We start from the raw sequence: 15904 nt of genomic DNA, 5'->3' as shown, positions 1-15904 counted from the left end.
ATGGGTCGTCGTATTCGGGAGCATGACTGGGCCACGACCCCGCTCGGCCCGCCCGACAGCTGGCCGCAACCGCTGCGCTTTGCGCTTGGCATCTGCCTGGGATCGGAGATGCCGACCGCGATCTATTGGGGTCCGGAGCTGCGGCTGTTCTACAACGACGCCTGGGCACCGATCCCGGCGGAGCGCCATCCCGGCGCGCTGGGCCGTCCCGGTGCCGAAGTCTGGCCCGAAATCTGGGACGTGGTGGGTCCGCAGTTCGAGCGCGTCATGGCAACGGGCGAAGGCTTCGCCACCTATGACCAGCGGCTCGACATGGAGCGCGGCGGGAAGCCGCAAGAAACCTATTGGAATTACAGCTTCACCCCGATCCGCGACGAATTCGGCCGGGTGTGCGGCATTCTCAACCAGGGGAATGAGACGACCGCGACAGTGCTGTCGCAGCGCGAACGTCGCGCCGAGATCGAGCGGCTGCACGAGCTGTTCCAGCAAGCGCCCGGCGCGGTCGCGTTGCTGGAGGGGCCGGATCATGTCTTTGCGCTGACCAATCCCGCCTATCATGTGCTGACCGGACGCGCCGAGCTGATCGGCAAGCCCGTCGCCGAAGCGCTGCCGGAGATTGTCGAACAGGGGTTTGTCGCCCTGCTCGATCAGGTGTTTAAGAGCGGAGTCGCCTATCGTGCCAGCGCCCAGCCGGTGCAGCTGGTGCGCGACGGCGTCGAAGAGACCCGCATGGTCGATTTCGTGTTTCAGCCGATCAAGGATGCCGCCGGCGCGACGACCGCGATCTTCATCGAGGCGAACGACGTCACCGAGCGCGTCGTCGCCGAAACGCGGCTGCGCGAAAGCGAGCAGCGGCTGCAGCTGGCACTGCAGGCGACCAACATCGTCGGGGTATGGGACTGGGATCTGGTCACCGACCGGCTGAAGACGGATGCGCGGTTGGCGCGCCTTTACGGCGTGGAACCAGCGCTGGCGGAACAAGGCGAGTCGAGCGCCGCGTTCCTCAGCCATGTCCACCCCGACGATGCGGAGCGGCTGCGCGCGGGAGTCAGTCAGGCGGTTCGCAGCGGCGACCCGTTTTCGAGCGAGTATCGGCTGATCGACGCCGATGGCCGCGTGCGCTGGGTCACGGCGCAAGGGCGCGCCAGTTACGATGCCGAGGGTCGCGCGGTGCGCTTTCCCGGCGTCATTTTCGAGGTCACCGAGCGGCGCGAGGCGGAGGAAGCCGCGCGCAAGGCTGCCGCCGATCTGGAAGCCGCGACGCAGGATCAGGCGTTCCTGTTTGACCTGGCCGGACGCCAGCGTGCGCTGGACTCGCCCGAGGCGATCATGCGGCTTGGCGCAGGGGCGATCGCCGAGCGGCTGGGCATCGACCGGGTCGGCTTCTACCGTGTCGCCGATAATGATGCGGTCCAGTTCGGCCCGTGCGTCACCAGCGGCAAGCTGCCCTCGCTCGAGGGAACGCTCCGGCTCGACATGGGTGCCGCCAACACGATTTATCGGCAGGGGCTGACCCTCGTATCGCATGACGCCGCAAATGATGCCCGGTTTACCGGCAGCGATCTGTCGCGTTACTCACCTGCGGCGGTCGGCGTCCCTCTGATGCGCGGCGGGGTCTGGGTCGGCAGCCTCTATGCCAATCAGGCTGGACCCCGCGTCTGGCGTCCGGAGGAGGTCGCGCTGATCGAGGCGGTCGCGCAATCGACCTGGGACTCGGTCGAGCGCGCCGCCGCCGTCATCGCGCTGCGCGAGAGCGAGGCAAAGTTCCGTGCCATCGCCAATTCGATCGATCCGATGGTGTGGTCGACATTGCCCGACGGCTATCACGATTATTACAATGATCGCTGGTACGAGTTCACCGGCGTGCCCTATGGCTCCACCGATGGCGCGGCGTGGAACGACATGTTTCATCCCGACGACCAGCCGCGCGCCTGGGCCGTGTGGCAGCGGTGCCTGGAAACCGGCGACCCCTATCATATCGAATATCGATTGCGGCATCATAGCGGGGTCTATCGCTGGGTGCTCGGTCGGGCGCAGCCGGTCCGCGACGATAATGGCGCGATCACCCGCTGGTTCGGGACCTGCACCGACATTCAGGATATCGTCGACGCCCGCGAAGTGCTGACCCGGTCGCGGCAGGAGCTGGAACAGGCGGTCGAGGAGCGCACGCGCCAGCTGATGTCCGCCGAGGAGCGGTTGCGGCAGGCGCACAAGATGGAGGCAGTCGGCCAGCTGACCGGCGGCATCGCGCATGACTTCAACAACATGCTCGCGGTGATCATCGGCTCGCTCGACATGCTGGAGCGGCGCATCGCGCAGGGAACGACCGATCTGGAGCGCTACATCGTCGCCGCGCGCGACGGCGCGACGCGGGCGGCCGCGTTGACCCAGCGGCTGCTCGGCTTTGCCCGGCAACAGCCGCTTGCGCCGGTGCCGCTCGACATCAATGCGCTGGTGTCGGACATGATCGACCTGCTGATGCGCACGCTGGGCGAGAAGGTCACGGTCGAGACGCGGCTGCAGGGCCAGCTCGTACCCGCGCTGGCCGACCCCAATCTGCTCGAGAATGTCATCCTCAACCTGTCGGTGAATGCGCGCGATGCGATGCCCGATGGTGGGCGGCTGACGATCGAGACTGCCAACCGGACGCTCGATGCGGCCGAGGCGGGCGACCTGGGCCTGGCGGCGGGCGATTACGTCGCGCTGACCGTCGCCGACACCGGCGTCGGCATGTCGGACGAGGTCGCGGCGCGCGCGTTCGATCCGTTCTTCACCACCAAGGGCGTGGGCAAGGGTACCGGGCTGGGGCTGAGCCAGGTCTTCGGCTTTGCGCGCCAGTCGGGCGGACATGTCGCGATCGACACCGCGCCGGGCCGGGGGACCCGCGTCACCCTGTTGCTGCCGCGCCACGATGTCGCGCCTGCGGAGTCCGATCCCGGGGCGGAAGCGGCAGCGCTCCGCACCGGATCGCCCGACGAGGTGGTGCTCGTGGTGGAAGACGAGGAGCGCGTGCGCAACCATTCGGTCGAGGCGCTGCGCGAGCTTGGCTATACCGTGCTGCAGGCACCCGACGGGATCGAGGCGCTGCGCATCATGGCGCGCGGGCAGCAGCCGATCTCGCTGCTCTTCACCGACGTCGTGATGCCCGAGATGACCGGCGACGAGCTCGCCCGCCGCGCGCGCGAGCGCCAGCCGGGGCTCAAGGTGCTGTTCACCAGCGGCTATACGCCCGACGAGAACGCGATCACCAATGACGCGGGAATTGCCGCCGCGCTGATTGCGAAACCGTTCGGGGTTGTTCAGCTCGCCGCCAAGGTTCGGGCTGCGCTGGACGGTTGACCAGCGCTGGACGTAGCCGTCGCTGCCCTTTAGGGGAGCCGCGCATACCGGAAAGGATCGGATAGTTGGCGAACGTCGCGGTGATCGGCGCCCAGTGGGGCGATGAGGGCAAGGGCAAGATCGTCGACTGGCTGGCCAGCCGCGCCGACCTCGTCGTCCGCTTTCAGGGCGGGCATAATGCCGGCCACACGCTGGTCGTCGGCGACAAGGTGTACAAGCTCTCGCTGCTCCCCTCGGGTCTGGTGCGCGGCACGCTGTCGCTGATCGGCAATGGCGTCGTGTTCGACCCGTGGCACTTCCGCGACGAGATGGAAAAGCTGCGCGCTCAGGGCGTCGCGATCACGCCTGGGACGCTGCAGGTCGCCGAGACCGCGCCGCTGATCCTCCCCTTCCACCGCGATCTCGATGCGCTGCGTGAGGACGCGAGCGGGTCGGGCAAGATCGGCACCACCCGCCGCGGCATCGGCCCGGCGTACGAGGACAAGGTCGGCCGCCGCGCTATCCGCGTGTGCGACCTGGCGCATCTCGACGATCTGGGGCCGCAGCTCGATCGCCTCTGCGCGCATCACGATGCGCTGCGCGCCGGGTTCGGCCAGCCGCCGATCGACCGCGACGCGCTGATCGCGGAACTGCGCGAGATCGCGCCATCGGTGCTGCCCTATGCCGCGCCGGTGTGGCTGACGCTCAAGGGCGCGAAGGAAGCGGGCAAGCGCATCCTCTTCGAAGGGGCGCAGGGCGCGCTGCTCGACATCGACCATGGCACCTACCCGTTCGTGACCTCGTCCAACACGGTCAGCGGGTCGGCGGCGTCCGGCTCCGGCCTTGGCCCGGGGTCGGTCGGTTTCGTGCTGGGGATCGTCAAGGCCTATACGACGCGCGTGGGCTCCGGCCCGTTCCCCAGCGAGCAGGATAACGAGATCGGCGAGTTGCTCGGCACGCGCGGGCGTGAGTTCGGCGTCGTCACGGGGCGCAAGCGCCGCTGTGGCTGGTTCGACGCGGTGCTGGTGCGCCAGTCGGTCGCGCTGAGCGGGGTCACTGGCATCGCGCTGACCAAGCTCGACATTCTCGACGGGATGGAGACGCTGAAGATCTGCACCGGCTACACTGTCGGCGACAAGCATTACGACTATCTGCCCCCCAGCCCGCAGGATCAGGCGCGTGCGATCGCGGTCTATGAGGAGATCGAGGGCTGGAGCGAATCGACCGCGGGCGCGCGCAGCTGGGCGCAGCTGCCGGCCCAGGCGATCAAATATATCCGGCGGATCGAGGAGTTGATCGGCTGCCCGGTCGCCTTGGTCTCGACCAGCCCGGAGCGCGAGGACACGATCCTGGTCCGCGATCCGTTCGCGGACTGAAGCTAACCCGGACGCGGCGGACCGCGCCCGGGGACGAAAATCGTCAGTAGAAGGTCGAGTTAGGCTCGGGCGCGGTGTCGCTCCCGCCCTGCGTCGGGTCGGTCGGCTCAGCGCTCGGCTCGACGTCGGTGCGGTTCGACAGCGTCTCCGGAGCGGTGGTGTCGTCCGTCACCACTTCGTTGGCAATCTCGTTCTGCAGCGGCGGTTCGATCTGCGGCGTGCCGATCGCGGCAATGGCGGCGGACGATCCGCCAAGGGCGATAAGGCTGAACAGCGTCTTGTGGCGCATGGGATACTCCTGGTTACACGGCGCGACATCAACGTGCGCCATCACCCGAAGTCCCACGCTGGTTCCTCGCTCCATCGGCGATGGTGCCCGGCTCGCCCCTCAGCTGCGCCGTGCAAGCGGCAGGGCGATCAGCCGCACTGCGCGCGGTGGAGCAGTTTCTGATCGGCCAGTACCAGCGCCATCATCGCCTCGACCACCGGCACGCCGCGGATGCCAACGCACGGGTCGTGGCGGCCCTTGGTGCGGATCTCGGCGGCCTCGCCGTCGCGGGTGATGGTTTCTACGGGCGTGAGGATCGAGCTGGTTGGCTTGAACGCGACGCGCACGCGCACCGGCTGACCGGTGGAGATGCCGCCCGCAATGCCGCCGGCATGATTGGCGAGGAACTCCGGGCCGTCCGCGCCGGGGCGCATCGGATCGGCGTTTTCCTCCCCCGACAGCGCAGCCGCCGCAAAGCCATCGCCGATCTCGACGCCCTTGACCGCATTGATGCTCATCATCGCAGCGGCCAGCTCGCTGTCGAGCTTGGCATAAAGCGGCGCGCCCCAGCCCGCCGGAACGCCGGTCGCTTCGCACGCGATCACTGCGCCGAGCGACGAGCCGGCCTTGCGCGAAGCGTCCACCAGCGTTTCCCAGCGCGCCGCCGCATCGGGATCGGGGCAGAAAAACGGGTTGTTGCCGATCTCGGCCGCGTCGAACTTCGCATAGTCGATGGCGTCGCCGCCGATCGCCTCGACCCAGGCGGTGATCGAGACCTCCGGGATCACCTTGCGTGCCACCGCACCTGCCGCGACACGCATCGCCGTCTCGCGCGCCGAGGAGCGACCGCCGCCGCGATAGTCGCGGAACCCGTATTTGGCGTCATAGGCATAGTCGGCATGGCCGGGGCGATAGGCGCTCGCGACCTCCGAATAATCCTTTGAGCGCTGGTCGACATTGTCGATCAACAGGCCGATCGGCGTACCGGTGGTGCGCCCCTCGAACACGCCGGAGAGGATGCGGACCTGATCCGGCTCCTGCCGCTGTGTGGTGAAGCGGGATTGACCGGGGCGGCGCTTGTCGAGGAAGGGCTGGATATCGGTTTCGGACAGGTCGAGGCCGGGAGGGCAGCCATCGACCACGGCACCGATTGCCGGGCCATGGCTTTCGCCAAAGGTGGTGAAGCGCAGCACGCGGCCGAAGGTGTTGAAGCTCATGGCATCATCCCTCGCCGATTACATCGCGATTTGGAAGCAAGAAGGGCGCGGGGTCGGGCAACGCCCGCTATGCTCCCGCCTGCTCCCCCAGCGCCGCGAAGGCACCGGCGTGGGCCGCGACACCGCGCACGCCGCATGGCAGCTTCCCGTCCTGCAACGCCAGCGCCATCAGATACTCCCCGGCATAGGGCGAGTCGAACCCGCGCGCGAGGTCGGCGGCATAGCCGAAGCGACCATAATAAGCCGGATCGCCGAGCACGAAGCTGAGCAGATAGCCGGCATCACCAAGATGCTGGTGGCCAGCGGCGATCAGCGCCTCGGCCACGCCCTGCTGGCGATACGCCGCCTCGACCGCCACCGGCGCGAGGGCGACTGCGGCAAGGGCGACGTCGTTGACGCGCACGTCCATCCGGCTGAACGCAACCATCCCTGCGAGCGCGCCGGTCTCCTCGTCATCCGCGACCAGGGTCAGCACCATGTCGCCATCGATGCACAGCCGCTGGACCAGCAACGCCTCATCCGCCGCCGGAAAGCTGCGCCGGAGGAGCGCGTCGATCGCAGCGACATCGCCACCAGTGGCGGGGCGGATCGCGATCATCAGACCAGCGCGATATCCGGGGCGTCTTCGGCCTTCATGCCGATGACGTGGTATCCGGCGTCGACATGGTGGGTTTCGCCGGTGGTGCCGCTCGACAGGTCGGACAGGAAATAGAGGCCGGCGCCGCCGACATCCTCGATCGTCACGTTGCGCTTGAGCGGGGCGTTGAGCTCGTTCCACTTGAGGATCAGGCGGAAGTCGCCGATTCCGCTGGCCGCGAGCGTCTTGATCGGCCCGGCGCTGATCGCGTTGACCCGGATATTCTGCTTGCCGAGATCGACCGCGAGATACTGGACGCTGGTTTCCAGCGCCGCCTTGGCCACGCCCATCACGTTGTAGTGGGGAATCACCTTCTCCGCGCCATAATAGCTGAGCGTTAGCAGCGATCCGCCGTTCGGCATCATCGCCTGTGCGCGCTTGGCCACGGCGACGAACGAATAGACGCTGATGTTCATCGTCATCAGGAAATTGTCGAGGCTGGTGTCGACATAGCCGCCGCGCAGCTCATTCTTGTCCGAAAAGCCGATCGCATGGACCACGAAGTCGATCGTCGGCCAGCGCTCCGCGAGCGTGGCGAAGGTCTTGTCCAGCTCCGCCATGTCGCTGACATCGCAGTCGATCAGGAAATCGCTGCCCAGTTCCGCCGCGAGCGGGCGCACGCGGCGCTCCAGCGCTTCGCCCTGATAGCTAAACGCCAGTTCGGCGCCGTGCTCGCGCAGCTTCTTGGCGATGCCCCATGCTAGCGAACGATCATTGGCGAGCCCCATGATCAGCCCGCGTTTACCCTGCATCAATCCGGTCACGTCTTACCCTCCGGTCCCTCGTGCGGCTTCTCTAGCCCGGTTTCGGGCGTTTCTGCCAGTGCGGCGTTGAGTTCGGCGCCGATAACGACGCCAAAGCCGATGAGAAAGAAGAAGATGAGCGCGACCATCACGCCGGCGAGGCTGCCATAGGTCAGGCCATAGCCGCCGAAGGTGGCAATCACTGCGGGCAAGGCTGCGGTGCAGCCCATCCACCACAAGGTAACGAAGGCCGGCCCCGGCCATTTGGGGCAGCCCGACCTGCGGTAGCGCGACGGGGTCAGCGTGTAGAACAGGATGTAAAGCGCGCCGAACAGCGCAATGGCAGGCGCAACCTTGGTCAGCGAGATCATCCGCGCCGCGTCCGAGGCAAAGGGGATCACGCGCAGGATGAACTGCTCCGCACCACTGAGCAGCAGCTGGAAACTGAACGCCATCATCGCCAGGATGACCGACGCGATGACCATGCCGATCGTCGCCAGCTTCAGCCGCCAGAAGGGCGTGCCCGACGGGATGCCATAAGCCTGACGCAGGATCGCGCGCACCGTCTCGACAAAGCCTGAGGTGGTCCACAGCCCGACCAGTGCGCCAAGCCACAGCAGCGAGCCCGAGCGCGCCTCCAGCACCTCCAGGATCGCGGGGCGCAGCAGATCGGCGACTTCGGGCGGAACGGTGCGCAGGAAGGCCGCGACCGCCTGAAGCCCGTCGCCGGTCCGTCCGACCAGCCGCGCCACTGCAGTGGCGACGATGAAGAACGGAAACAGCGTGACTAGGCTCAGATAAGCGAGGTTGCCGGCATGGGTGAAGCCGTCGTTGAACGCCCCGACCGCCACCCGCTTCGTCACCTCAATCGCCCGATCGGTGACGCCCAGATCCGACAGCCTTTTGTGAAAGCCGTGCCGCCGCGCCTCGGGCGATTCGGGGGAGACGGGATCGGTCACGCTATCGGATCAGACGCCCAGCCGGGCGCGCGGGTTCCCCTGATCGGTCCAACCGGCGACGAATTCGGCGAGCTTTGCGTCATTCCCCGGAATTTCGATCATCAGCGTCACGAGCAGGTCGCCGCGCGCGCTTTTGCCGTGAAAGCCGCGATCCTTGAGCCGCAGCGTCTTGCCCGAGCTCGATCCGGCGGGCACCTTGAGGTTCACCGGTCCTTCGGGCGTCGGCACGCGCACTGCTGCGCCCGCGACCGCTTCCTTGAGCGTGATCGGCAGGTCGAGGCGGATATGGTCGCCGTCGCGGGTGAAATACCGGTGCGGCTCGACCTCGATCGTCACGATCGCGTCGCCATTGCCGCCCGGGCCGGCATCGCCCTTGCCCGCCAGGCGCATCTGGGTGCCGGTTTCGAGGCCCTTGGGCAGCTTGAGGTCGATGGTCGATCCGTCGCGCAGCTGGATGCGCTGTGGCTTGAGCGCAGCGGCATCCTCGAACGGGACGCGCAGGCGATAAGCGACGTTCGCACCCTTGGCCGGCGGCGGGCGGCGGCCGAAGCCGCTGGAGAAGCCGCCCGGCTGGCCGCCGAACCCGCCCGCGCGGCCGCCGAACAGCCCTTCGAGAATATCCTCGAACCCGGCGTCGCCGCCACCGCCGCCGCCGAAATCGAACTGCGCCCCGCCCGGACGGAACCCGCCCTGCGGCCCACCGCGCGCGCCGGCGAACCCGGCGCCGAAGGGGGAGGTCGGGTTGCCATCGCCGTCGATCTCACCCCGGTCGAAGCGGGCGCGCTTGTCCTTGTCCATCAGCAGGTCGTATGCCTGCGTCACGGTGCTGAACTTTTCCGCCGCCTTGGGATTGTCCTTGTTGCGGTCGGGATGGAGTTCCTTGGCGAGCTTGCGATACGCCTTTTTGACCTCGTCCTCGCTGGCCCCGCGCGAGACTCCCAAGGTTGCGTATGGATCGGCCACGGTGTTTCCCTGTTGATTGTCGTTCGGCGTGTTAGCCCGCTACATCGGCGCGGCGGGAGTAGAGTGCAAGGGTTTCGCCCTAGTCCAGCGGCGCGACGTCCACCGACACCGTCATATTCTGCGCTCCCGATCCCAGCACGATACCGTCGATCGGGGCGATGTCGGTATAGTCGCGGCCGATCGCGACGACGACATGGTCGCTTGCCATCCAGATGCCGTTAGTGGGATCGACGCCGACCCAGCCGCGCTCCGGTCCGCACCACAGCAACACCCAGGCATGGGTGGCGTCCGCCCCGACCAGCCGCGGCTGGCCGGGCGGGGGGAGCGTCCGCAGATAGCCCGAGGCATAGGCGGCGGGCAGGCCGGCGGCGCGCAGGCCGGAGATCATGATCTGCGCGAAATCCTGACACACGCCGCCTCGCTTGAGAAACGCCTCACGCGGGGGCGTGTCGACCAAGGTCGCGGTGGGATCGAAGGCGAACTCGTCCTGGATGCGGCGGGCGAGCGCGATCGCGGCTTCGAGCGCGCCGCGCTGCGGGTCGAGGTCCTGCGCGCACCATTGCGCGATGTCGCGGTCGAGCGGGATGAGCGGCGAGGGGAAGAGATACGAGGCGGGGCTGGCCGGGCCCGCATCGCGGCTGGCGCGCGCATCCGCCGCGATCTGCGCCAGGGTCGGATCGTCCGCGCTGGGCATCGGCACCGGGCGGTCGACGGTGATGGTGCAGCTGCTTTCGATTGTCAGGCTTTGCACCGGCTGGGTCACGACGAGCCGGACGACATTGGCGAGCCCCGCCTCGGCGCGCGCGGGCGCGGTGCTGCCGCCGGGCTGCACTGTCAGGCGATAGTCGTGCAGTTCCTGCCCCGACCAGTGGATCGGCTTGAGGCGCAAATTGCAGCGGGCGAAACCGACCCGCTCGGCGTAATCGAACTGCGTGATGTGGCGGATGGCGTAGCGCATCAGCCGACCACCAGCCCGGCGGCGCGCAGGGGTTCGGAGCCGTGGAGGAAATAGCGCCGCGCCACGGCGTTCGACAGATCGGCGAGCTTATTGTCGATCGCGAACAGCTGATCGCGTCCGAAGCTGGCCGCCTGCGCCGTCGCGACCATCGCCGCGAGTTCGCGCGCCAGCGCCTGTTGCGGTTCGGCAAGGCCATCGTCGGACAGGCGCGGAAGTGCTTCGAGATGCGCGGCGATCGCCGCCACTTGGAACGCGATGGCGCGCGGGTTGCCGGGATCGAGCGCGATCAGGTCGATGACGGGCACGCGCGCGATGCCGGTCAGGTAGCGCTGGCGATAGCTGATCTGGCTGTCGGCAAGGTCGAGCAGCGCCGAAAGGTCGTCGCTGGTCGCCTGCGGATCGCCGAGCGCGAGAAGGGCGGAAACGGTCGCCACCGCGCGCTCGACCCGGCGGCCCAGGTCATGGAAGCGCCACGCATCGGTGCGCGCCATATGTTCGGACGACAAACCTGCCAGCGCCGAATAGCGCCGCTGCAGCGACCCGGCACGGTCGAGCGCGCTGCCGCGGGTCGGATAGGGTGCGTCGAGCAGGCGGATCATGTCGGCGGACAGCCGGTCGCGGCTGATCGCGCCGATCGCGCGCGCCTGTCGGTTGATCGCGCGGACGCTGTACCAGCCATCGGTGGCGTCCATCGCGGCTTCGGCAAAGCGCGTGAGCTGGGCGCGGCCGAGATTATCGGGCTGCGGCGCTGCCCCCGCCTGAACCACCAGCCCGACCAGCCGGCCGACGGTGTCGGCGGCGAGCGCCGCGCCGCTATCGGCGCTGATCGAATGGCCGAGCAGCGCGCGGATTACGCCGAGCCGCGCCTCGCCGCGCTCGAGATAGCGACCGAGCCAGAAGAGATTGTCGGCGACGCGGCTGGGCAGCGTGCCGGGGTTGCGGCGCAGCTGGGTCGAGTCGCTCGGCTGGAGCAGGGTCACCGGGGCGACCGCATCGCCGCCATGGATGACGACATCGGCGGACCAATTGCCCTCCCCCATCACCGCCGCGCGCGCATCGGGCTTTTCGCCGATCTGCGCGAAGCCGCCGGGCATGACGTGCCAGCGGCCATCCGCACCGCGCGCCGCGAACACGCGCAAGGTGAAGGGACGCGCTTCCAGCCGCCCGGCGTTCACGACCGGCATGGTCGAGAGGCGGACGACTTCCTGCCCGACATAATCCTGCGGGCGGCGGTCGAGATCGGCGATGAGCGCCGCGCGCTGCTCGGGCGACATCGCCGAACCGAGCATCGCATCGGTCAGGACATTGGTCGCGACACCGAATGCGGGGGCGATCACCATATTGTCGAGGTCGCGGGCGACCTCGGCACATTCGCGCGGCTGGCCGCACCACCAGGTGGCGATGTTGGGCAGTTTCAGGCTCTCGCCGGTCAGCCGGGCGCAGATGCGCGGCAGGAAGGCGGCGAAGGCCGGCGCCTCCAGCATCCCCGCGCCGGGGGAGTTGGCGATCACCACCTCTCCCTGCGCCATCGCATCGATCAGGCCGGGCACGCCGATTGCCGAGTGCGAATCGAACGCGAGCGGGTCGATCATGCGCGGATCGACGCGGCGCCACAGCGCATCGACGCGCTTCAGGCCCGCGATGGTGCGCAGATAGACGCGGTCGTCGAGCACCGCGAGATCGCCGCCCTCAACCAGCAGGAAGCCGAGATAGCGGGCGAGATGCGCCTGTTCGGCATAGCTGGGGTTGAGGCGGCCCGGGGTGAGCAGGCCGATGCGCGGATCGGCGCGCTTGCACCGCGCGGCAATCCCCTCACGGAAGGCGGCGAAGAACGGCGCGTGCCGCTCGACATTGAGTCGCCCCTGCAACCCGCCCAGCATGCGCGCGATCGCCAGCCGGTTTTCGAGCGCATAGCCCGCCCCAGCCGGTGCGCGCAGATGATCGGCAAGCACGCGCCACTCACCTGCCGGTCCCCGGCACAGGTCGAATGCGACGAAGTGGAGATGACAGCCGCCGGGCGGCTCCAGCCCCATCATGGGGCGCAGGAAATAGGGGCTGCCGGTCAGCAATGTTGCGGGCAGGCTGCCGCCGCGCACGAGAGCCTGCTCGCCATAGCTGTCGGCGAGGATCGCTTCGAGCAGGTCGGCGCGCTGTGCGATTCCTTCGGCGATCCCCTGCCATTCGCGTTTTTCGATCAGCAGCGGAACGGGCGAGAGCGGCCAGGGCCGTTCCTCGCCTTCGCCCGCGATGCGGAAGCCGGTGCCGATATCCTCGGCGTGCCGCTGCGCCCGCTCACGCGCGGCCGTCAGGTCTTCGCCCGCGCGTTCGGCCAGCTCCTCCAGCGCGGCATTCCACGCCGGATCGTCGAGCCCGGCGGCGTAGAGCATATCGGTAGCCGGGGTCGCCGCGCGATACTCGGTCAGCCAATTGCGCGCGATCGTTGCCGAATCTTCGCCGGTATCCGCAGCCGCACTCGCCATGCTTTACCCCCTGGACCGGACGTTCTGTGGCGGGGTTGCTGCGCAGGTGCAACAAAGATCACAGGTCGGGCAGACGCTGATCCGCCTGCCCCCAACCCGCGAGCGCGCGCCCGGTTGCGCGATCGAGCAGTGTCGCGGCGTCGCGGACGCTGAACAGTTGCGCGCTGTCGACATCGCGCAACTCGCTCCAGCTCAAGGGCACCGATACCGGCGCGCCGGGGCGCGCGCGGGCGACATAGGGCATCACCGCCGTGCTGCCGCGCTGGTTGCGGAGGTAATCGATGAAGATGCGGCCCTTGCGCTCGGCCTTCTTGAGATTGGCCGTGAACCGCTCCGGCTCGGCCTGTGCCAGCGCGCGGGCGAAGCGTTCGGCAAAGGATTTGGCGGCGGGCCACTCCGCCTGGGGGCTCAGCGGCACGATGACATGCACGCCCTTGCCGCCCGTCAGCATCGGGAAGCTGGTGAGGCCGAGATCGGCGAGATGTTCTTTCAGATCCTCCGCCGCTTTCTTGACCTTGGCGAAGTCGAGGCCCTCATCGGGGTCGAGATCGAACACCAGCCGGTCGGGCTTTTCGACATCGTCCACGCGGCTGCCCCAGCCGTGAAGCTCGATCGTCCCCATCTGGACGCAGGCAAGTACGCCATCGGCATCGTCGATCCAAAGATAGGGTTCGGTCGAGCCATCCTTTTCGCGAATATCGACATGGTGGACATGTGCGCCAAAGCTGCCCGCGTCATGCTTCTGGAAGAAGCATTGCTTGGCCCGCCCCTGTGGGCAGCGCACCAGGCTGATCGGGCGGTTGGCCAGCCAGGGCAGCAGGATCGGCGCGACTGCGGCATAATAATCGGCGAGCTGCCCCTTGGTAATCTTCGAATCCGGAAAGATCACGCGGTCGCGGCTGCTGATCTTGACGTCGCTGTGCGGCGCGGGCGGCGGCGGGGCGGCGGTTTCGGTCACGATTTCGTCGGCGGGCTTGTCGTCGCGCAGCGCGATGAAGCTGGCGTGGCGGACGACATTCTCGGCGGTGAATTCGGCAAAGGCGACCTCCGCGACCAGCTTGGGCGAAACCCATTGCGCGCCGCGTGCCGCGACCTTGGGCACATCGGCGGGCGGGGTCTTGCGGGCGATGCGCGCGAGCTTGTCCATCAACGCGGTTGAGTTCGATGCGTTAAATCCCGTACCGACCTTGCCCGCGTAGCGCAGCGCGCCGTCTTCGTGCACGCCGAGCAGCAGCGAGCGCAGCCCGCGCCCGCTCGCGCTGCTCGGCAGCCAGCCGAGAATGACGAATTCTTGCCGCCGCGTGCATTTGGTCTTGAGCCAGCTCTTGCTGCGCGTGCCACGATAGGGGGCGTCGGCGCGTTTCGAGATCACGCCCTCATGCCCCTCGCGACACATTGCCTCGAACAGCTTTTCGCCTGCGCCGAGCACATGCTCGGAAAAAAGCAGGCGGGGGTCAGCTCCCTCAAGCAGGGTGCGCAGCCGCTCCTTGCGCTCGATCTGGGGCAGGCCGGTCAGGTCCTCGCCGTCCTGTTCGAGCAGGTCGAAGGCGAAGAAAGCGAGGTCGCCGCTGCCGTTGGACAGCGCGTCTTGCAGCGTCGAGAAATCGGGTTTGCCGTCCTTGAACGCGACCACTTCGCCGTCGATCAGCGCGGCGGACGCGGGGAGGCTGGCGGCGGCCTCGGCGATGCTCGCGAACTTGTCGGTCCAGTCGAGCCCGCTGCGCGTGTAGACGCGCGGCCCGCCCTTGCCGATCGCAACCAGCGCGCGATAGCCGTCATATTTCATCTCATGCAGCCAGCCGTTTCCGGCGGGGACGCTATCGACGAGCGTGGCGAGTTGGGGTGGTCGGAAGGCGGGAGCCTTGGCGTCGCCCCGGCGAAGGCCGGGGCCGCTCTGTTTGGCGCGTGCCGATTGCGGCCCCGGCCTGCGCCGAGTCGACGGTTTCTTGCCTTCCGCAATCTCCTGCATCGTCCGCCCGGTGGCGACGCTGGTCAGGCCGGTTTCGACCAGCGCATCGGTCGCTCCGGCATGCGCATCGTCGATCTTGCGCAGCAGCCAGTTCTCACGCTTTTCCTTGCCGCGCGGCTTCAGGCGGATCAGCAGCCATTCGCCCTTCATCCGCTCGCCGTCGAGGGTGAAGTGGAGATGGCCCTTGTCCAGATCCTTGGCGCTCTTGCCCGGCACGGGTGCCCAGGTTCCGCGGTCCCACAGCATCACCGTGCCGCCGCCATATTCGCCCTTGGGGATCGTCCCCTCAAACGTCGCATAGGACATCGGGTGATCCTCGGTCCGCACCGCGAGGCGCTTTTCGCCGGGGTCGAGGCTGGGGCCGCGCGTCACCGCCCAGCTTTTGAGCACGCCGTCGATCTCGAGGCGGAAATCCCAGTGGAGGCGCGTCGCATCATGCTTCTGGACCATGAAGGTCCGGCCTTCCCCCTTGGCGATCTCGCCGCGCGGCTCCGCCGTCTTCGCGAAGTCGCGCATCGCGTTGTAGCGTTCAAGCGGATCAGTCTTGGCCATGGCTCTTCCTGAAGGCGCGCAGTTCGATCCAGCCGAACAGGGTGAGCAGCAGCACCGAACCCAGCGTGCCGATCACCGCGATCGGATAGAGCCCGGCACCGAATGCGATGCCGATCGACGCGGCGAGCCAGATATGCGCGGCGGTCGTGAGGTTCTTGACCTCGCCCTTGGCGAACACGATCAGCGCGCCGCCGATGACGCCAGCCATCGCCGCCGTCCCCTCGATCACGCGGAGCGGGTCTGCCTGGGATTCGGTGCCGCCGAGCTGGTAGTAGAGCGCGAGCGCGGACAACGTGATCAGCGCGGCGGAGAAGCACAGGATGGCGTGAGTGCGCAGCCCCGCACCATGGCCGCGCACTTCGCGGTCGAGGCCGAGCAGCAGTCCCGCAATCGCTGCTCCGCTGAGCCGCAGCCACGGGTCCCAGCCGAGCGCGTCGAACGTGACCGGCGGGTTCAGCTCCATC

The 15904-nt window shown here is 68.0% G+C and carries 12 protein-coding genes; 2 read left to right on the top strand and 10 right to left on the bottom strand.

Annotation, left to right across the window (positions count from 1 at the left end; genetic code table 11):
- The gene (locus tag AX681_RS13365; RefSeq protein WP_066661844.1) at positions 1 to 3339 is read left to right on the top strand and encodes a PAS domain-containing protein; all 3339 of its coding nucleotides are present in this window, start codon (positions 1 to 3) and stop codon (positions 3337 to 3339) included.
- Positions 3340 to 3404: 65 nt separating this feature from the next.
- Positions 3405 to 4694, top strand: a complete 1290-nt coding sequence (locus tag AX681_RS13360; protein ID WP_066661794.1) for an adenylosuccinate synthase — start codon at positions 3405 to 3407, stop codon at positions 4692 to 4694.
- A 43-nt stretch (positions 4695 to 4737) separates the two neighbouring features.
- Here AX681_RS13360 and AX681_RS13355 read toward each other — a convergent pair whose 3' ends face one another.
- The 10 genes from AX681_RS13355 to AX681_RS13310 form a co-directional block, all read right to left on the bottom strand.
- The gene (locus AX681_RS13355) at positions 4738 to 4983 is read right to left on the bottom strand and encodes a hypothetical protein (RefSeq protein ID WP_066661791.1); all 246 of its coding nucleotides are present in this window, start codon (positions 4981 to 4983) and stop codon (positions 4738 to 4740) included.
- Between the two features lie 128 nt (positions 4984 to 5111).
- Positions 5112 to 6179, bottom strand: a complete 1068-nt coding sequence (gene aroC, locus AX681_RS13350; protein ID WP_066661788.1) for a chorismate synthase — start codon at positions 6177 to 6179, stop codon at positions 5112 to 5114.
- Positions 6180 to 6246: 67 nt separating this feature from the next.
- Positions 6247 to 6777: a GNAT family N-acetyltransferase gene (locus AX681_RS13345; RefSeq protein WP_066661785.1), complete on the bottom strand. Its 531-nt coding sequence runs from the start codon at positions 6775 to 6777 to the stop codon at positions 6247 to 6249.
- On the bottom strand, positions 6777 to 7580 hold the full coding sequence (fabI, locus tag AX681_RS13340) for an enoyl-ACP reductase FabI (RefSeq protein WP_066661783.1): 804 nt from the start codon (positions 7578 to 7580) through the stop codon (positions 6777 to 6779). Before fabI ends, AX681_RS13345 begins: the two co-directional genes overlap by 1 nt.
- Positions 7577 to 8518, bottom strand: a complete 942-nt coding sequence (locus AX681_RS13335) for a YihY/virulence factor BrkB family protein (RefSeq protein ID WP_066661782.1) — start codon at positions 8516 to 8518, stop codon at positions 7577 to 7579. Before AX681_RS13335 ends, fabI begins: the two co-directional genes overlap by 4 nt.
- A gap of 9 nt (positions 8519 to 8527) precedes the next feature.
- Positions 8528 to 9481, bottom strand: coding sequence for a DnaJ C-terminal domain-containing protein (locus AX681_RS13330; RefSeq protein WP_066661781.1), 954 nt, complete (start codon positions 9479 to 9481; stop codon positions 8528 to 8530).
- Positions 9482 to 9560: 79 nt separating this feature from the next.
- Positions 9561 to 10439, bottom strand: coding sequence for a transglutaminase family protein (locus tag AX681_RS13325; RefSeq protein ID WP_066661780.1), 879 nt, complete (start codon positions 10437 to 10439; stop codon positions 9561 to 9563).
- Complete coding sequence (locus AX681_RS13320; protein ID WP_066682395.1) at positions 10439 to 12919, bottom strand: circularly permuted type 2 ATP-grasp protein; 2481 nt, start codon at positions 12917 to 12919, stop codon at positions 10439 to 10441. The genes AX681_RS13325 and AX681_RS13320 overlap by 1 nt, the downstream gene beginning before the upstream one ends.
- 58 nt (positions 12920 to 12977) lie before the next feature.
- On the bottom strand, positions 12978 to 15440 hold the full coding sequence (gene ligD, locus AX681_RS13315; RefSeq protein ID WP_066665310.1) for a DNA ligase D: 2463 nt from the start codon (positions 15438 to 15440) through the stop codon (positions 12978 to 12980).
- Entirely contained in the window at positions 15427 to 15903 is a 477-nt protein-coding gene (locus AX681_RS13310) for an MgtC/SapB family protein (protein WP_066665311.1), read from the bottom strand. Before AX681_RS13310 ends, ligD begins: the two co-directional genes overlap by 14 nt.
- Position 15904: the final 1 nt, after the last annotated feature.

Origin of the sequence: Sphingomonas sp. CCH9-E2 (assembly GCF_001557215.1) — a bacterium.
Classification (GTDB): Bacteria; Pseudomonadota; Alphaproteobacteria; order Sphingomonadales; family Sphingomonadaceae; genus Sphingomonas.
Note: the sequence above shows the minus strand (reverse complement) of the source record. Positions and strands in the feature narration are given on the sequence as shown.